9 protein-coding genes, 1 rRNA gene and 3 pseudogenes are annotated in these 18,572 nt (G+C 59.8%); 8 read left to right on the top strand and 5 right to left on the bottom strand.

The window, feature by feature from the left end; translation table 11 throughout:
* Positions 1-5,364, top strand: a pseudogene (locus tag ACIQVE_RS27080) (LapA family giant adhesin); the annotation flags it as partial.
* 148 nt (positions 5,365-5,512) lie between these two features.
* Complete coding sequence (locus ACIQVE_RS27075; RefSeq protein ID WP_402814475.1) at positions 5,513-5,851, top strand: tryptophan synthase subunit beta; 339 nt, start codon at positions 5,513-5,515, stop codon at positions 5,849-5,851.
* Positions 5,852-6,131: 280 nt separating this feature from the next.
* Here ACIQVE_RS27075 and lapD read toward each other — a convergent pair whose 3' ends face one another.
* Both lapD and lapG read right to left on the bottom strand, forming a co-directional pair.
* The gene (gene lapD, locus ACIQVE_RS27070; RefSeq protein ID WP_402814473.1) at positions 6,132-8,078 is read right to left on the bottom strand and encodes a cyclic di-GMP receptor LapD; all 1,947 of its coding nucleotides are present in this window, start codon (positions 8,076-8,078) and stop codon (positions 6,132-6,134) included.
* Between the two features lie 14 nt (positions 8,079-8,092).
* Positions 8,093-8,785: a cysteine protease LapG gene (gene lapG, locus ACIQVE_RS27065; protein WP_402814470.1), complete on the bottom strand. Its 693-nt coding sequence runs from the start codon at positions 8,783-8,785 to the stop codon at positions 8,093-8,095.
* Positions 8,786-8,982: 197 nt separating this feature from the next.
* Between lapG and ACIQVE_RS27060 the strand changes: the two genes are divergently transcribed.
* The 5 genes and pseudogenes from ACIQVE_RS27060 (at position 8,983) to ACIQVE_RS27040 (ending at position 16,062) form a co-directional block, all read left to right on the top strand.
* Positions 8,983-9,693: a GntR family transcriptional regulator gene (locus ACIQVE_RS27060; RefSeq protein ID WP_402814467.1), complete on the top strand. Its 711-nt coding sequence runs from the start codon at positions 8,983-8,985 to the stop codon at positions 9,691-9,693.
* A gap of 770 nt (positions 9,694-10,463) precedes the next feature.
* A pseudogene (locus ACIQVE_RS27055) lies at positions 10,464-11,240 on the top strand (DUF3050 domain-containing protein).
* The gene (locus ACIQVE_RS27050) at positions 11,237-12,166 is read left to right on the top strand and encodes a diiron oxygenase (RefSeq protein ID WP_402814465.1); all 930 of its coding nucleotides are present in this window, start codon (positions 11,237-11,239) and stop codon (positions 12,164-12,166) included. Before ACIQVE_RS27055 ends, ACIQVE_RS27050 begins: the two are co-directional and overlap by 4 nt.
* A gap of 10 nt (positions 12,167-12,176) precedes the next feature.
* The gene (locus ACIQVE_RS27045) at positions 12,177-15,572 is read left to right on the top strand and encodes an amino acid adenylation domain-containing protein (RefSeq protein WP_402814462.1); all 3,396 of its coding nucleotides are present in this window, start codon (positions 12,177-12,179) and stop codon (positions 15,570-15,572) included.
* Between the two features lie 22 nt (positions 15,573-15,594).
* A complete protein-coding gene (locus ACIQVE_RS27040) occupies positions 15,595-16,062 on the top strand; it encodes an SRPBCC family protein (protein ID WP_402814459.1) in 468 nt (155 codons plus the stop codon).
* 135 nt (positions 16,063-16,197) lie between these two features.
* On the opposite strand, the gene ACIQVE_RS27035 is transcribed toward ACIQVE_RS27040, so the two are convergent.
* Together ACIQVE_RS27035 and ACIQVE_RS27030 are read right to left on the bottom strand one after the other, a co-directional pair.
* A complete protein-coding gene (locus ACIQVE_RS27035) occupies positions 16,198-16,983 on the bottom strand; it encodes a methyl-accepting chemotaxis protein (RefSeq protein ID WP_371262348.1) in 786 nt (261 codons plus the stop codon).
* Positions 16,984-17,052: 69 nt separating this feature from the next.
* Positions 17,053-18,078 (bottom strand): annotated as a pseudogene (locus ACIQVE_RS27030) (cache domain-containing protein); the annotation flags it as partial.
* Positions 18,079-18,264: 186 nt separating this feature from the next.
* Between ACIQVE_RS27030 and ACIQVE_RS27025 the strand changes: the two are divergent.
* Entirely contained in the window at positions 18,265-18,429 is a 165-nt protein-coding gene (locus tag ACIQVE_RS27025; protein ID WP_402814478.1) for a hypothetical protein, read from the top strand.
* 49 nt (positions 18,430-18,478) lie between these two features.
* Here ACIQVE_RS27025 and rrf read toward each other — a convergent pair.
* A 5S ribosomal RNA gene (gene rrf, locus ACIQVE_RS27020) occupies positions 18,479-18,572 on the bottom strand; the annotation flags it as partial.

Genomic DNA, 18,572 nt, shown 5'->3' with positions numbered 1-18,572 from the left:
GGCACCGTGACCGCTGCCGCGCCGAACGATGCGCTGGCCGGCAATGCGCCGCTGACCAACTCGATCACAGGCGTTTCCGGCGGCAACTACGAAGATCTCGTGGCCGACAAGACTCCGGTTTCGACCACCGTGATTGATGTCGCTGACACCACCAATCTGTCGCTGACCGCGACCGGCACTGTGGCCGAAGGTGGCCAGATCACCTACACCGCAACCCTGACTAACGCCGCTGGCTCGCCGGTTACCGTGACCCTGTCGAACGGCGCCGTGATCACCATCGATGCTGGTAAAACTACTGGCACCGTTACTGTTCCAGCGCCAACCGATGACGTTTACAAAGATGCAGGGAAAGTCGAAGCGACCATTTCCACGGCTACCGGCGGCAACTTCGAGAATCTGGTGCCAAGCACCGTTCCAGCCGTTACCGACGTCACCGACACCGTCGACACCTCGACCGTCAAACTGACCGCCGATACTTCGGTCGCTGAAGGCGGCACCGTCACTTACACCGCCACCGTTGGTGCGCCAGTGACTGGCTCCCCGGTTGTCGTGACCTTGGCCAACGGTCAGAACATCACCATCGCTGTTGGCCAGACCACCGGCACCGTGACCGCTGCCGCGCCGAACGATGCGCTGGCCGGCAATGCGCCGCTGACCAACTCGATCACAGGCGTTTCCGGCGGCAACTACGAAGACCTCGTGGCCGACAAGACGCCGGTTTCGACCACCGTGACTGATGTCGCTGACACCACCAATCTGTCCTTGAGCGCTACCAACTCGGTCGCCGAGGGTGGTTCAATTACTTACACTGCCACACTGACCAACGCCGCTGGCTCGCCAGTGACCGTGACCCTGAGCAACGGCTCGGTGATCACTATCGAAGCAGGCAAAACTACCGGCACCGTAACTGTTCCTGCGCCAGCCGACGACGTCTACAAAGACGCCGGCACCGTGCAGGCAACGATCACCAACGCCGCCGGTGGCAACTTCGAAAACCTGGTCCCAAGCACGACACCAGCCGTGACCAGCGTTACCGACACCATCGATACTTCGACCGTCAAACTGACCGCCACCGGTACAGCGGCTGAGGGCGGCAACGTCGTCTACACCGCCACCGTCGGTGCAGTCGTGACCGGTTCGCCTGTGGTCGTGAGTTTGGCCAACGGTCAAACCATCACCATCGGCGTCGGCCAGACAAGCGGCACCGTGACCACCACCGCGCCAAACGATGCGCTGACCGGTCACACCCCGCTGACCAACTCGATTACCAACGTAACCGGCGGCAACTACGAGAACCTCGTAGCCGACAAAACCCCGGTCAGCACCACCGTGACCGACACCGTCGACACAACAAACCTGTCGCTCAGCGCCACCAGTTCTGTGGCTGAGGGTGGCTCGATCATCTACACCGCCACACTGACCAACGTTGCTGGCTCGCCAGTGAGCGTGACCCTGAGCAACGGCTCGGTGATCACTATCGAAGCGGGCAAAACCACCGGCACCGTGACCATTCCTGCTCCGGCTGATGATGTCTACAAAGACGCCGGCACCGTGCAGGCAACCATCACCGGCACCAGCGGCGGCGGCTTCGAAAACCTGGTAACCAGCAATACACCAGCCGTAACCAGCGTCACCGATACCGTCGACACCACCCAAGTCAGCATCACCGGCAGCACCTCGGTGACCGAAGGCCAGACCGCCAGCTACACGGTCAGCCTGACCCACCCGGCACAAACCGAAGTGACCCTGAAAATCGTCTACAGCGGCACCGCTGCTGACGGTTCGGACTTCACCGGCGTTTACACCGTGAAGATCCCGGCCGGAGCCAGCAGCGCGCAGTTCAACGTCGCGACCCTCGATGACAAGATCACCGAAGGCACCGAGAACTTCGTGGTCAAGATCGACTCGGCCACCGGCGGTAATTTCGAGAATCTGGCGGTCAGCACCACCAATGGCAGCGTCAGCACGTCGATCATCGACAACGATGCGCCACCGGTCATCGATCTGGACGGCAACAACTCCAGCGGCGCCACCGGGGCCGACTACAAGGTGACGTTCACCGAAAACACCCCGGGCGCTGGTGTGTCGATTGCCGACACCGATCTGAAGATCACCGACCCGGACAGCACCATGCTGACCGGCGCCACCGTCGTGCTGACCAACCGTCAGGATGGCGATGCGCTGAATCTGGGTAACAGCGTCAACGGCATTACCATCAATGCCAACAGCACCAACGGCACCGTCACGCTGACCCTGTCGGGCAACGCGACGCTCGCCGATTACATGCAGGCAATCAAGAACATCAGCTTCACCAACAACAGTGAAGATCCGAGCACCGTGCCGCGAATCATCACCGTGACCGTGACGGATGGCAGCAACTACTCCAACACCGCGACCACCACGGTCAACGTGCTGCCAGTCAACGATGCGCCGGTTGCAGCACCGATCAACGTCACCGGCACCGAAGACACCTCGCTGATCCTGGGCTGGTCGACCTTCGGCGTGACCGACGTCGACAGCCCGGCCAGCAGCCTCGGGGTGAAAATCACCCAGCTGCCAGGCGAAGGCAAACTGCAGTATCTGGACGGTTCGACCTGGAAAGACGTCGCCAACAACCAGACCTTCAGCAAGACTGACATCGACGCTGGCAAGCTGCGCTTCATGCCGGATGCCAACGAATCGGGTGTGAACGGTTACGGCGGCACCGGCATTGGCAACAAACAGGCTGATTACGCGCAGATCAAATTCCAGCCAACCGACGGTCAATTGCTGGGCAATACCGGCACCGTGAAGATAGACATCACGCCAGTGGCGGATGCCCCGACCGTGGGCGTTGCCGATAACAGCGTGAGGTCCACCGGGCTGATCAAGGAAGTCTGGACCGGCCTGTCGGGTCTGGGCACCAACGGCAACGGCGCAGATTCGACCACATTGAAAAATGTCATCGACGCCGCCGGCACCCCGAACTCCAAAGGCAACGTGACTAACGTGCAGTCCGACGGCAGCGTGGCTGCGGGGACGGCATCGAAAACATCCGGCCTGATCTATCTCGAAGCCGGCAAGACCTACAGCTTCAGCGGTATCGCCGATGACAGTCTGCTGATTACTATCGGCGGCAAAAACGTGGCCTCGGGTACCTGGGGCGGCGGTGGCGTGATCAACGGTTCGTTCACCCCGACCACCAGCGGCTACTACACCCTGGACATCTACCACCACAACCAGAGCGGCCCGGGCAGCTACGACGTCAACCTGTCGGTCAACGGCAGCACGCCGATCGACCTGAACAGCGCTGGCGTGCCGATCTACACCGGCGTACAGGATCTGGTGAATGCCGGTGTGACCGTCTCCGATCTGCACGGCACCAATGGCGAAGGTTATTACGACGGCTACAAGCTCAACACCGGCGCCGAGGGCACCACGGTGAAACTGTCGGCGGTCAGCACCGCGCTGACCGACACCGACGGCTCGGAAACCCTGAGCGTGAAGATCAGCGGCGCACCGGTCGGCTCGGTACTGAGCGACGGCGCGGGCCATAGCTTCACGGTCACCGCGAGCAATGGCGAGGCAAACGTCACCGGCTGGAACCTCGGCAGCCTTACTGTGACCCCGCCGACCTACTACAACGGCCAGTTCAACCTGACCGTGACGTCGACCTCCACCGAAGCCGTGGGCGGTTCGGCCAGCAGCACCGCGACCATTCCGGTCACCGTGGTGCCGGCGGTCTACAACGCCATTACCGCCACTTCGGCTGACGATAATGTCGTCGGTACCGATGGCAACGACATCATAGTCGCCGACATCGGCGGCCTGACCGTGGTGCCGGGCACCAACTACAACATCGCGTTCATGGTCGACAGCTCCGGCAGCATGAGCACTTCGTCGCTCAACGCAGCCAAGGACTCGCTGACCTCGGTGTTCAACACCCTCAAGCAGAGCCTGGGCGGTAGCAACTCGGGCACGGTGAATATTTTCCTGGTGGACTTCGATACCCAGGTGAACAAGTCGGTGTCGGTGAATCTCAATGATCCGAACGCGCTGACCAAGCTCAAGGCAGTGCTGGATTCGATGACGTCCAGCGGCGGCACTAACTACGAGGACGTGTTCAAAACCACGGCGAACTTCTTCCAGAGCGCTGATGCGGTGGCCAACACCGGGGCGAAGAACCTCACTTACTTCATCACCGATGGCCAGCCGACCTACTACCAGACCGGCGAGTCGAGCAACCCGTACCTGTACGGCAACAAAACCCTCGATAGCCTGATCACCACCACCAACTACAAGTTGGGCACGGCAGTCAGCCTCTATCCGGACAGCACGCACCAGATCGAGATCAGTGCGGCGGGCTCTGTGACGGTCTGGACCAAATCGGGCAGCAACTGGTCGTACCAGAACTTCGGCACGCTGCACGCCCAAGGCGACGGTACCTACGAGTTCTCGGGGCTGGCGGGTACCGGTAGCAGCACCGACTGGTACACCACCAATAACTCGACCAGCAGCTTCGCGTTGCTCAGCGGCCTGTCGAGCGTCGAGGCCATCGGCCTCAACAGCGGCGTCAGCCTCAATGACCTGAAACCGTACGATTCGGACAAAACGCCGCAGACCAACATCGATCCGAAGAACCTGGCCAACTCGATCATCGGCCACACCGAAGCGACGCTACCGGGTTCCGACACCGTCAACGGTGGCGCCGGCAACGACATCCTGTTCGGCGATCTGGTCAGCTTCAACGGCATTGCCGGCGAGGGTTATCAGGCGATGCAGGCGTTCGTAGCCAAGGAAACCGGTGTCGAGGTCAGCAAAGTCAGCACCAGCAATGTGCATCAGTACATCACCGAGCACTATCAGGCGTTCGATGTGTCTGGCGCGCATGACGGCAACGACACCCTGTTGGGCGGCGCGGGCAATGACATCCTGTTCGGCGCGGGCGGCAATGACGTGCTCGACGGCGGAAAAGGCAATGACATTCTGCTGGGCGGCACCGGCAACGACACGCTGATCGGCGGTCAGGGCAATGACATCCTGATCGGTGGTTCCGGTGCCGACACCTTCGTCTGGAAGTCGGGTGATACAGGCAATGATGTGATCAAGGACTTCAAGGCCAGCGAAGGTGACCGTATCGACCTGCGTGATCTGTTGCAGGGCGAAACCGGCAGCACCATCGATAACTTCCTGAAGATCACCACGGTCGATGGCACGTCGTCGCTGCAAGTCAGCTCGGCGGGCAAGTTCAACTCGGGCGACGCTGCGGCGGCAACACCGGACGTGACGATCAAACTGGAAGGCAACAACTGGTCGAGCGCCAACATTCACAACCTGATTGCCGGCAGCGACCCGACCATCAAAGTCGACCACAACAACAGCTGATCCGTGAACAAATCGGTCGCCCTCTTGGGGCGGCCGTCAAGTTTGTGATGACCGCAGCGGTGACGATTGGATCGCCGCACCGCATACTCGTGCGCAGTTGGCTATGCTGCTGACAGCATGACGCTGGTTCATATCTGAGGGATGCCCAATGTTTTACGTGCAACGCGATGCGCAAGGTCAGTTGATTCGCGTGGAAGCTGCGGCCTACGCCGAGGCCACGGAAACACTGCCGGCCGACCACCATGACATCCAGGCGTGGTACGCCAACGAAGCCGTGGAAAACAGCCTCAAACAGCTCAAGCAGAGCGACTTTGAGATGATTCGGGTACTCGACGACCTGATTCAGGTGCTGACCCGCAAAGGCGTGATCCGCGTCACTGACCTGCCGGAAGCGGCCCAGGCCAAGTTGATGGACCGGACCCAGGCGCGGGAAGCGTTGGGTGGGTTGAGTCAGTTGATTGATGAGGATGAGGGCGGATTGATCTGATCTGTCTGCAATTGCAGATCAAAAGCCTACCCTCACCCCAGCCCTCTCCCGAAGGGAGAGGGGGCTGACCGAGTTGTCTGTCGCCATGCATCGACCTGAAAGACCGAGTCGATTATCGATTAGTCAGTTGGTGCTTCCATTATGGATCCACTGCCAATCGTCCGCGGACCTTCGATTATGGATTCAGAGCAACTCGTTCAAGTCGGCGTAGCTCTCCAATATCCTACGGTCAGTCCCCTCTCCCTCTGGGAGAGGGCTAGGGTGAGGGCAATTCGTTGACTCACCGCCAAGGCTTGGGCTCACCCAACAACTGCCCCTGAACCCCATACAGCCCCATCTCGCGAATCACCGACAACTCCCCTTCAGTCTCGACCCGCTCGGCAATCAGCGGCAGATCAATGCTATGCGCCGCACGCTGGATCGCTTCGATGAACAGGCGCTTGTCGCTCTCCTGATCAATCGCCCGAATGTAGCTGCCATCGATCTTCAAGTACGCCAGCCCTAACCGCGCCAGGTTGCCGATCATGCTGAAGCGTCCACCAAAACGTTGCAGGCTCAGGGAGAAACCCAATTCACGCAGACGCCGGGTCAATTGCTCCAGCACCACTTGTTCCGGCAATTGCTCCTCGCCGATCTCAAGGGTCAGGCGTGGGCCGAGGTTGGAATGCGCACGTAAGATTTCGAAGATTTTGTTCAATGCCTGTGGGTCGGCCAAAGTCGCCGAGGACAGGTTCAGCGCCAACGAATCCTCATGCTTTTTCATCTGCTCCAGCACACGCTCAAGCATCAAGCGATCGAGCCGCGCGGTCCAGCCGAAGCGCTCCAGCCACGGCAAGAAGCGGCCAGCCGGGATTGTCTTGCCCTGCTCGTCGAGCAAGCGCGAAAGCACTTTGTAATGCAGCACCAGTTGCGTGTCATGCGTGGCCACCACCGGCTGAAAATACAACTCGAAGCGCTGCTGACTCAACGCCTGATCAAGCAAGCGATGCCAGGCATGGTGATCGTCGCCAACATCGGCGTTCAGGCTCTGATCGATACACGCCCAGTTCTGCTCGCCCTGCCCTTCAGCTTGTGCCAATGCCTGATCGCCGAGACTGAGCACCGCTTGTGGTGAATCGCCGTGAACGAACGGTGCAAGACCGATAGAGGCCACCGCCGCCATGTCAGTTGCGCCGGTCGCGTGCAAGCTGCTCAGGGCGTTGTCGAGGTTCTGCGCCAGTTGCAGCGCTTCCTCACGCACCAGTCCCGGCGCCAGCACGGCAAACTCACCGCCACGAATACGCGTGACGAGATTCTGGGTTTCCGGGTACTTGGCGCATTCGCGCGACAGTTGCTCGCCGACCGCTTTCAACAATTCATCGGTGCGCTGACCACCCAGACGCTGGTTAAGCCCGGCCAGATCCTTGACCCGTAACAGCAGCAGATAACCGGAACTGGCCTGCTCCGGGTTGCTCACCCGATTGTTCAACTGCATCTCGAAATAACGGCGGTTGGCCAGCCCCGTGAGGTTGTCCTGGTAAGACTCGGCGCGCAGTTTTTCGCTGCGCTCGGCCTGCTCCTGAAACAGCGCCTTGAGCTTCTCGACCATCTGGTTCATCGCCTGCACCACACGGCGCAATTCAGGGGTACGCGGCAGATCCGGCAGGCTAAGGAATTCGCGGCGGGCGATGGCGTGGGACTGTTTGACCATGTAATCCAGCGGCCTCAACTGCCGGCGCAGCAGCAGCGCGCCGAGCACCGCACTCACCGCGCCACACATCAGCAGCCAGCCAAGGCTGCCCAATGCGCTCTGCCACAGTTTGGCCACGGCAAACATCGGATGGCTGACCACCTCGACCCGCGCGGCCTGCTCCCAGCCGCGACTGACCAATGCGTCGCCCCCGGCCGGCTCCAACCCGATCAGTTTGACGAACCAGTCCGGCACGTTACTCACCTCCGGCGTGCCATTGCGCTCGACGATGGTCTGATCAGTCTTCACATCGACCACACGGATGCTCGCGTAATAACCGCTGTCGAAAATCGAGCTGACCAACAGCTCGACCATCGCCGGGTCGTCGATATTCGGCGTCAGCGACAACGCCAGCGCCGTGGCGGCGTCCTGAGCGTGCGAGCGCAACTGGTTGACGTACTGGGTGCGCGAGCTCTCCAGACTGACCATGAAGCTGCCGGTGAAGGCGACCACCAGGAACAGACAGATAGCGAGCAACAGCTGTTTGAACAAAGACATCTGAGCGCGTGCTCCTAGTTAATCGTTTCGACCGCGAAACCTTCGGCCTGCATTTTCTTCAGCACATCCTGCCAGCGCGACAGGCGTTTGGTGTCGCCGACTTTTTTGTTGCCCTTGGCACCTGGCAAATACAGACCTTCAGCATTGAAAGAGTAGACCGGCAGCAGATCGGTACGCTGGGATGCAGGCTGGATCGGATCGATCAGGCTGTCGAGCACCAGCGGCATGGCATCGGGAGTGGCATAGTACGTCAGCACCATGTGCGCGCGGTTCTGGCGCAATGCCTTGACGTAAGTGATACGCAGCTTGTCACTGGAAACCCCGAGATGACGCAGGCTGAAATACTTGGCGATCGCATAGTCTTCGCAGTCACCGGCGCCCTTCCACAGTGCTTCGATCGGGGTTTCCCAATAGTCGACCTCGCGCCACAGGTCGATGTCTTCGACGTAGCGCACCTGTTTGTTGAAGAACAGGTTCACCACTTTGAGCTTTTCCATTTCGCCGACCTGCTTCTGCGTGGCCAAAAGATTTTGCCAGGCATCAATCCGCTGTTGTCCGGCGCCCAGTGGCCCGTAGAGCGCCGTGGCCTTGCGGCTGATCGTGGAAAAATCCCAATCGGCATGCAGGCCGCCCAGCATGACGCCGGCCAGCAACAGTGCGCAGCCTAGCCAGCGCAGCGTCCGAGGGATCGCGAAGCGTACCGCCACAGCAGGTTTCCAGGGGGCAGGGAGGGAAGCGTTTGATGTTGAAGCTTAGCCCGGTAAAAAACAATGGCACCATGAGATCATCGTGACCGCGCTAAACTGATTTGCAGGCACTGATCCTCTACATGGTTTGACAAGCTGTAGAGCAGTCACTAGTGTCCTTTGGATCCAAATTCAGTCGACATACAGGGTGCGTAGTCGTGACACAGAAGCCCAAACCGCTGCAGAGCATTAAAATCGAAGGGCCTATCCCTGCACATTTGGCTCGCTCGATTATCGAAGAAACCCTGCGCGCAGCCATCCTTGATGGTCGTTTGCCCTGCGGCACCGCCCTGCGCCAGCAGGATCTGGCCGACCTATTCGGTGTCAGCCGCATGCCCGTGCGCGAAGCCTTGCGTCAGCTCGAGGCGCAGGAGCTGCTGAGTGTGACCGCGCATAAAGGCGCAGTGGTTGCACCGTTGATTCAGGGCGATGCTGCGCAAACCTACGAGTTGCGGATTCTGCTCGAGTCCGAAGCCATGCGCCAATCCATTCCGCTGCTGACCACGGCTGATCACGAGCAGGCGGCCAGGTATATCGACGAGCTCGAGGCTCAGCACGATTACACGGAAATCGGCCGGCTCAACCGCTTGTTCCACATGGCGATGTACAGCAAGGCACCCAACCGGCGGCTATTGCGACTGGTCGAAGACGGGCTCAACGAAGAAGAACGCTTCCTGCGCTTCAACCTCGAAGCCATGGGCCTGGGCAAGCTGTCTCAGGACGACCACCGCGCCATGCTGCAAGCGGTGATCGAGCGTGATGTCGAACGCTCGGTGGCGCTGCTTGAGCAGCATCTCAACCGTGGCGTCGACGTCATTACCCGTTTTCTCGCCAGCCCTGCGGCGCAAAGCCGCAAAGCCGCACGCTAAGCCCCTCACGCCGGGACTGGACTCACCTGCCGGCCCGGCGAATAACCCGCTTACAAATCCACCTTGTCTATCTGCCGCAAACACCGTGGCGGATCAGCCTGTTCGCTCTAACCTCCCTGCGCCTATCAAGCCCGAAATATGTCCCCCTGACGGTGACGAATCGTTAATAGCCGTGGCGGCCATTTACCCTCAGTCTTGAACGGCCAACACAATAAAGAACGGGCGACGCACCGCAACGCCGGCGCAGTCCCCGCAACAGGAACCTACGGAAGGAGCCTTGTCACGGGAAGAGGAAAGAATCGGCGCCGTTCCAGGCCACCTTTCATCCCCTCAAACAACTTCATTTTTATTATTAAAAAGTTGCTTCGAGTGAGGCATTCACTCTGTTTATTCGATTTTGGCCTTTATTGATCGAAAGGAGCAACTTCGCCCCAATAAAACTTATTCGAAGAGTTTTATCAGACACTCTCATACTTAAAAAACCACAACTAAAAATAATCAAAAATACACTTGTTAAGTTGTTTGGCGATGTATTAGTTTTCCTCCGCCGAGCTTGAGATCTTTTCTCTTGGCGGACGCAGCCCTACCGCACGGCCAATATATGGCGACACTCAGCCTGACCGCCGTGCAGTACCACACATACAGTTAGTTTAACTTCATTGACTTGTATGAGGTCGCTGCTCGCCCGCAAAAAGAATAACAGGCCGACGCTCCACTGATTGCGCAGTTGAAAAGTATTGTCCATTTCACATCAAGGATAGAGCCCCGTCATGTCTAATACAAAGCACCAACTCGCCCTGAAAAAGTCTGAACTCAGCGCTCACCCGATCTTTGCCGAAATCGATTCAATGACTGTCTTGCGACGGTTCATGGAAAGCCACGTGTTTGCGGTGTGGGACTTCATGTCACTGACCAAACGCCTGCAACAGGAACTGACCTGCACCCGTTTGCCCTGGCTGCCGCCGCGTGATCCGCATGCTGCGCGCCTGATCAACGAGATTGTCCTCGGCGAAGAATCCGATGACCGCCTGAGCCACGGGCATTACAGCCATTTCGAGTTGTATCTGGACGCGATGCGCGAAGTCGGAGCAAGCACCACGGCAGTGGAACGCTTCGTCGCGCTGCAAAAGGAAGGCGTGAGTTATGACGTGGCGCTGCAAAGTGTCGACGTCGATCCGGCTGCCGCGCAATTTGTCCGCGATACCTTGCGCACCGCCCTGCATGCGCCGGGGCACAGCGTTGCCGCCGCATTCTTGCATGGCCGCGAAAGTGTGATCCCGACCATGTTCCAGCGCATCCTCGACGACTGGGGCATCGGCATCGAACAGGCGCCGACCTTTCGCTATTACCTGGAGCGGCACATCGAAGTCGACTCCGAGGATCACGGCCCGGCGGCGGAGAAATTGCTGGAACGTCTGGTCGATGGCGATCCGCAACGCGAGGCCGAGGTATAGGCCAGCGCCATTGCCGCCGTCGAAAGCCGCATCGCCCTGTGGAACGGTCTGCGCGTGAGCATGCGCGAGCGGTTGGCGGGGGTTGCCCAATGAACGCCGCCGACTATCAGTCATTTGCCGATGTCTGGGAAAGCCGCGCCACCATCCGCACGCGCCCGCGCCGCGTGCTGGAAAACGACGAGCGTCTGATCTATCCGCTCAGTCGCCAACCGCTGGTGCTCAGCGAAACCTTCCTGCGTGAGTGCCCGCAGCAACGTGATTTCGTCTTGTTGCAGACGCTGTACAAGTTCATCAACGACGTGGTGATTTTCGAGACCGAAATCGTCGACAAGACCGCGCGCAGCATCGCCAAGAACCGCTTCGCCGTGGCCTTCCCTTTCGCTTGCCGTTACGACGCGATGACCGTGGTGGTCGACGAGGATTACCACGCGCTGGTAGCGATGGATTTCATGCAGCAAACGGTGGCGATGACCGGTATCGAGCCGATCCGGTTGCCGGATGAAATCGAACTGAGCCGGGCGATTCCCGCCGCTGTCGCACTGTCGCCGGAACATCTGCGCAGCGCCGTGGAACTGATCTGCGTGGCCATCGCCGAGAACACCGTGACCGGTGACGTGGCGGCGTTCGCTCGCGACGACACCGTCAAGCCGTCGATCAAAGGCCTGATGGCCGACCACTTGCTCGACGAGGGTCGTCATTCCAGTTTCTGGGCGCGGATGGTGCGCATCTATTGGCACACCGCCAACGAGGCGGATCGTGCGGCCATCGCGAAAATCCTGCCGGTGTTCATCGGCCATTACCTGACCAACGACATCCACAAATCCTTCGATTTACGCCTGATCGATGCCCTGCCGGTCAGCGAAGTCACGCGGCTTTCGCTGAGGGACGAGATAACCGGGCTCGCCTTCCCGATCAATCGCCATCACCCGCTGGTGGGCAACATCATCAAGTTTTTCCACAACAGCTCGCTGCTCGAAACACCGTGTGTGCAGCACGCCCTGCGCGACTACCTGGTTTGAGGAGGCCAACATGAAACGTCTCGACATTTTACTGATTGGCGCCAGCCAGGCCATGACCGGGCTGGCGCAGGAACTTGAACAACAGGGGCACTCACTGGATCGCAGCGGCGCGGCGAAATCGACGGTGGATTTGATCATTGACGATGGCTTCATCGCGGCCGGCGACTTCTGCGCCATCCCACACCTGCATCTGCGTTTGGGTATCGGTGGGCAGAGCAGTGCAGGTTTGCCGTCACTCGACCTGCTGTGCTTTCTCGGCTCGTCACTGATCAGCCGCGTGCCGATTGCCAATGAGCCGTCCGGCAACGGTCAGGCTCTGCGACAAAGGGTGCTGATGCACGTGGTGGACGAAGTGTCATTGCTGGTCAGCCGCTACTCCCGCGACCCGGAATACTTTCGGCATGGTGCTGCGGTGACGGCGCCGGATTTCGAGCGGCTGGAAAACCTGCAGTTTCTCGACAGCCTGGCCTACGTTCATCGCCTTAACGCCACAGTGAATGCGGCGCTGCTGGAACAGGCGCAGATTCCGCTGATCGAGCGTCTGCAACAGAGCCTGATCCGTCATGCCGATCGGCCGGCGCTGCACCTCGCCGAGCAGTCGATCAGCTATCGACAGTTGCATGCGCATAGCCAAGCGATTCAACAGCGCTTGCAGCCCCTGCTCGACCAGCATCCGCAGCCTTGGGTGGTAGGCATCTGTCTGCCGAAAAGCCCTGCGCTGTTCGCCTCGATTTTGGCGATTCTCGGCAGCGGTGCGGTGTACTTGCCGCTGGAACCCAGCCACCCGTTGCAGCGCCAGCAATACATTCTGCAAAACGCCGGCGCGCTGCTGTTGCTGCATGACGGTCTGCATCCGCTCAGCGATTCGATGCCGGGGCTGGATGTCAGCCGTTTCGACAGCGCCGACGCCGATCTTTCGCTGCCGTTAATGCGCCAGCGTCCCGAACTCGACGCGCCATGCATGGCGCTCTACACCTCGGGCACCACTGGGCATCCGAAGGGTGTGTTGCTCAGTCAGGCGAACCTTGCGCACTTCACTGCGTGGTACGCCGACTACACGCAACTCAATACCAAAAGCCGGGTACTGCAGTTTTCTTCGCTGAGTTTTGACTCGTCGCTGATCGACATTTTCCCGACCTTGCTCGAAGGCGCCGAACTGGTGGTGCCCGACGACACGCAACGGCGCGATCCGCTGCAACTGATCGCGCTGATTCGCCGCCGACAACTGACTCACGCGTTCCTGCCTCCGGCGCTGCTGAGCATCCTGCCGCTGGATCAACTGCAAGGCGTGCAACAGGTGATGACCGGCGGCGATGTCTGCGAGCCGTTCGTCATCGAGCAACTGACCCGCCAAGGCAAACTGCATAACCTCTACGGCCCCACTGAAGCCACGGTGCTGATCACCGCGCGGCAGCTCACACCCGGCGACAGCAACCGCACGCTCGGTGCGCCGATCGCCAACAGCCAGGTGCTGATTCTCGATGACGATCTGCAACCGGTGGCCGAGCACACCGTCGGCGAATTGTTCATCGTCGGACCCGGTGTCTGCCTCGGTTACCTGAATAATCCACAGCAGACCGCCGAGCGCTATCTGACCCTCGACCTGCCGGATGGCCAGCAGTTGCGCGCCTACCGCAGTGGCGACATGGCCAAGTGGGGCGAGCACGGCATCGAGCTGTGCGGGCGACGCGACAATCAGGTGAAGATCCGTGGCTTTCGGGTCGAGCCAGAGGAGATCGAACGCTGCCTTCGCGAGAGCCAGTTATTCCGGCAAGTGGCGGTGGTAATCGACAGTCAGCGACGGATTCTGGCGTTCCTCACCCAGCCGCAGACGGGCGCTGCCCGCGACGCATTGAAAGCCCACGCCCAGCAGTTTTTACCGGACTACATGCAACCGGTGGCGTGGACTGAGCTGCCGAGCATGCCGTTCGCCAGCAACGGCAAGGTCGACCGCAAAGCGCTGCTGGCGTTACCGGTGAGCGTGCAGGGCGACGGCCCGAAATGCCTGCCGACCAATGAAGACGAAGCGCTGCTGCTGGAGATCTGGGCGGAGTTGCTGGAACTGCCGACCAGCGATATTTCCACCGACGAGAGTTTCTTCAATCTCGGCGGTCACTCGATCCTGCTGTCGCGGATGTTGCTGCGTTTGCGTGAAGAGTTCGGCCGCAGCATCTCGATCAATCGCTTCATCGAACTGCCGACCATCATCAAACTGGCCACACTGGTGCGCGGCACCGATGACAGCGCCGTGCTCAGCGCCCAGGCCATGGCCGACGCCGAGCGCGCGTTGGATATCGAACCGCTGCCAATCAGCCGCATGGGCGATGTGCACAAGGTGATCGTCACCGGCGCCAACAGTTTTGTCGGCGTGCACATCGTCGAAGCGCTGCTCGGTTGGGGCGCCAGTGAAGTGGCGTGCCTGGTGCGCGACGGTGGCGGGCAAACGGCGGCGCAGCGCTTTGCTCAGGCACTGCGCGAAAACCGCCTGGAACATCTGGATCTGAGTCGGGTGCGGGTGTACGCGGCGGATATTTCGCGCCCGCAACTGGGTTTGGTCGATGACGATTTCCAGCGACTGGATCGCGACTTCGGCGCACTGGTGCACAACGCTGCCAACGTCAATCACGTGCTTGATTACGAGTCGCTGGCAGCGGACAACGTCGAGCCGATTTTCGAGCTGCTGCGCCTGTGCGAAGGGCGCAGCAAAAAGGTCTTCAACTTTGTCTCGACACTGTCGGCTTCAAGCACGGTCGACGACGCGGGCCGGGTGCTGGAATTGCCTGCCGCGCCGACGCCACCGATCTACATCCGCAATGGCTACAACCTGTCGAAATGGGTCGGCGAACGCATCCTGGAACGGGCGCGGAAGCTTGGTGTGCGGGTCAATCTGTATCGCCCCGGCAACATCAGTTTCAACAGTCTGAGCGGCGTCTGCCAGCCGCACAAAAATCGCTTGATGCTGATGCTCAAAGGCTCGATTCAGCTCGGCCAGATGCCAGCCTTCGCGCTGAATTTCGACCTGATGCCAGTGGACTTTCTCGCCCGCTTCATCGCGTTTCACGCCAGCCGTTACTCGGCGCAACGGGCGGTGTTCAACCTGCACAACCCCGAGCCGCTGAGTTGGGACGCCTACGTCGCCTCGTTCCGCGCCACCGGCAGCGAGTTCTCGCTGGTCAGCGTCGCCGACTGGCAGCAACAACTGGGGCGTGTCGACGCCGACAACGCGCTGTTCGGCGTGCTCGGTTTCTACCTCAACGGCTTCGAAGAAGACATCGGCGACATCTCTCTGATCGGCCACGCCAACGCGCAAGCCGGCGTGCAGCAGATGGGCGCGCACTACCCGAAAAAATCCCCGGCACTGCTGCGGCGCGGCTGCGATTACCTGAAAGAAATCAACTTCATCTAGTTCATCAAAAAGGAGCAACACCATGAGCACTCTGCAACCCGACACCCTGATCAAAAACCCGCACGGCTGCCACGTCGTTTCTTCGGTGGAAGTGCCAACGGACGCGGCGCAGGTCTGGGCGGTGGTCGGCAACTTCGGCGGTTTCGAGCGTTTCATTCCGGCGCTCTCGCACATCGAAATGACCGGTGAGGGCGTGTCCTCGCTGCGCAAGAAATTTTTCAAGGATGGCAACGTGGTGGTTGAACAACTCAACTCCCGGGACGAGCAGGCGCGGAGCATGACCTGGACGACGATCTACAACACGCTGGGCGTGGCCAATCTGTGGGCCGCGATGAATGTGGAATCGCTGGGTGAAGGGAAGTCGCGGGCGACCTGGACGATCATTGCCGAGCCGGCCAGCGGAGGGGCGGAGGCGTTGCCGGGGTTCAAGGATTTTGTGCAGGGGTTTGCGGATGATGCGATGGGGAATGTGTTGAAGCTGTTTGTGTAGGGCTTAAGTTTAGCGGTGGATGAACTCCGCTTTCGCTGGCAAGCCAGCTCCCACAAGGTCTGTGTCGTACTCAAAAATCATGTACGCCGCAGAAACCTGTGGGAGCGGGCTTGCCCGCGATGAACGATAACGCGGTCAGATCTTGAAGCTGTCCACCAACTGCTTCAAACGATTCGCCTGCTGCGACAACGCATCACAATCCTTCAACGTCTCGTTGAGGTTGGCCACGCTCTGCTGGTTCAACATGTTGATCTGGTTAACGTCGACGTTGAGGGTTTCCACCACCGCCGTCTGCTCTTCAGTTGCGGCCGCTACCGACTGGTTCATGCCATCGATTTCGCCGATGCGCTGGGTCACGCTGACCAGGCGCAAACCGGCCTGGTTGGCCACTTCAACGCTCTGCTCGCTGGACGCCTGACTGGCGTTCATGGTGCTCACCGCCTCACGCGAACCGACCTGCAACGAAGTGATCATCTTGTGGATCTCTTCCGCCGATTCCTGGGTGCGGTGGGCGAGGTTACGCACCTCGTCCGCCACCACCGCAAAACCACGCCCGGCTTCACCGGCACGCGCTGCTTCAATGGCGGCGTTGAGCGCCAGCAGGTTGGTCTGCTGCGAAATACCTTTGATCACATCGAGGATGTGGCCGATGTTGTCGGTGCTGGCGTTCAGGGTTTCGATCTGCGTACACGACAGGCTGATCTTCTGCGACAGCTCGGTCATCGCCAGAATGGTTTGCTCAACCACCTGACGACCGTCATCGGCCTGCTCACTCGCGCCGCTGGCGTGCTGCGAAGCATCGGCGGCGTTGCGGGCGATTTCCTGAGTGGCGGCGCCCAGTTCGTTGATCGCGGCAGCGACGCTGTTGGTGCGCGCACTTTGCTCGTCCGAACCGACAATGGAAGCGTTGGACGAGGCCATCACGCGTTGCGACAGGTCATGCACCTGGCGGGTCGCCGAAGACACTTCGGAAATCGACGCGTGAATCCGTTCAACGAACTGGTTGAACGAGCTGCCCAGTTCACCGAATTCATCCTTGCTCTCGACCGCCAGACGACGGGTCAGATCGCCTTCGCCCTGTGCGATGTCCTGCATCGCGCGGCCCATGGTGATCAGCGGGCGCATCAGCACGGTGATCAAAAGGCTCAGGAAAACGGCAATCGCTGCCACCGCCACGAACATGGCAATCAGCGCCGAGGTACGGAATTGGCTGAGTGCGGCGTAGGCCTTGTCGCGATCGATCGACAGACCGATGTACCACTCGGCATTTGGCAAACCAACGACCGGGGTAAACGACAGGATGCGTTCCTGACCGTTGAGCACCACGTTCTGATTACCCTTCTCGATGCGTACGCTGGAGTTCGGGTAGATATCTTTCAGGTTCTTCATCACCTGATCTTTGTCCGGGCTGACGATCACCTGGCCGTCACCGCTGACCAGGAACGCATGGCCGATGCCACCAAAGTCCACCGAGTTGATGATCTTCACCAGGGTTTCCAGGCTCAGGTCACCGCCGACCACGCCAAGCAGCTCGCCGTTCTTTTTCACCGGCATGGCAATGGTCACCACAAGACCGCCGACGGCGGCCATGTACGGCGGCGTCAGCATGGTTTTGTCGGCTACGACTGCTTGCTTGTACCAAGGGCGCTGACGCGGGTCGTAACCGTCCGGCATCTTCGCGTCAGGGCGCTGGGTGAACACACCGTTAGACTGGCCCACGTAGGTGAACTGGAAGTTCGAGGTGAAGGCCGGTTGATCGACCAGGCCCGGGAAGTCGGCTTCCTTGCCCTGATGGGCAACGTTCTGCGCGAGGTTTTCCAGTACCAGTATCCGCCCGCTCATCCAGTTCTGAACGCTGCTGGCGGTCAGATCGCCGGCCTGCTGCACGGAGGACTGGAGGTTCTGGCGAATGGTATTTCGCTGCAGATAGTCGTTATAGAGAGTGAATAAAGCGAAAGCCAGGACCACGACGCCCGAGGCGGCCAACAGGATTTTATGGCTGAACTTGAGATTCATTTCATGGGACTTCTTATGCAAAAGTGGGTATGCGTTCGGGGATGCAACATTCCATGTAGCTCCAAATGTCCAATAGCTGGCAGGCAGCGTTCTGATGGCCGCTCTACTTTGGTGCACGCATGTCTCACCAGTCTGTCGGCACGCTTCGGAAAAATCTTAGGGTTGTGTGGGAAATGGATGGCATTAATGTCGGATTCCCGCCGAACGGCATGCCAGAGCAGCAGCACCAGTGATCAAGCAGGTTATTCACTGGCTGCTGCGTCTGCCACTCATAGCCAGATCACCACCAAAACCAGCATTGCATTGCTGGAAACCTCGCAAAGCGTGTCGGTGGTCATCCTTAGGCCCTGAAACGACAAAACCCCTGTCTGCGTTAGCAGACAGGGGTTTCGGAATTTGATCTTGACGATGACCTACTCTCACATGGGGAAACCCCACACTACCATCGGCGATGCATCGTTTCACTGCTGAGTTCGGGATGGGATCAGGTGGTT

Origin of the sequence: Pseudomonas sp. NPDC098747 (assembly GCF_044760045.1) — a bacterium.
Taxonomy (GTDB): Bacteria; Pseudomonadota; Gammaproteobacteria; order Pseudomonadales; family Pseudomonadaceae; genus Aquipseudomonas.
This window is presented reverse-complemented; position numbering and strand designations above follow the sequence as displayed.

Excerpts from the sequence above, each read along its gene's own strand:
- ACIQVE_RS27075 (WP_402814475.1), top strand. The coding sequence starts at position 5,513 with ATGTTTTACGTGCAACGCGATGCGCAAGGTCAGTTGATTCGCGTGGAA.
- lapD (WP_402814473.1), bottom strand. The coding sequence starts at position 8,078 with ATGTCTTTGTTCAAACAGCTGTTGCTCGCTATCTGTCTGTTCCTGGTG.
- ACIQVE_RS27050 (WP_402814465.1), top strand. The coding sequence starts at position 11,237 with ATGAACGCCGCCGACTATCAGTCATTTGCCGATGTCTGGGAAAGCCGC.
- ACIQVE_RS27045 (WP_402814462.1), top strand. The coding sequence starts at position 12,177 with ATGAAACGTCTCGACATTTTACTGATTGGCGCCAGCCAGGCCATGACC.
- ACIQVE_RS27040 (WP_402814459.1), top strand. The coding sequence starts at position 15,595 with ATGAGCACTCTGCAACCCGACACCCTGATCAAAAACCCGCACGGCTGC.
- ACIQVE_RS27035 (WP_371262348.1), bottom strand. The coding sequence starts at position 16,983 with ATGGCCTCGTCCAACGCTTCCATTGTCGGTTCGGACGAGCAAAGTGCG.
- ACIQVE_RS27025 (WP_402814478.1), top strand. The coding sequence starts at position 18,265 with ATGTCGGATTCCCGCCGAACGGCATGCCAGAGCAGCAGCACCAGTGAT.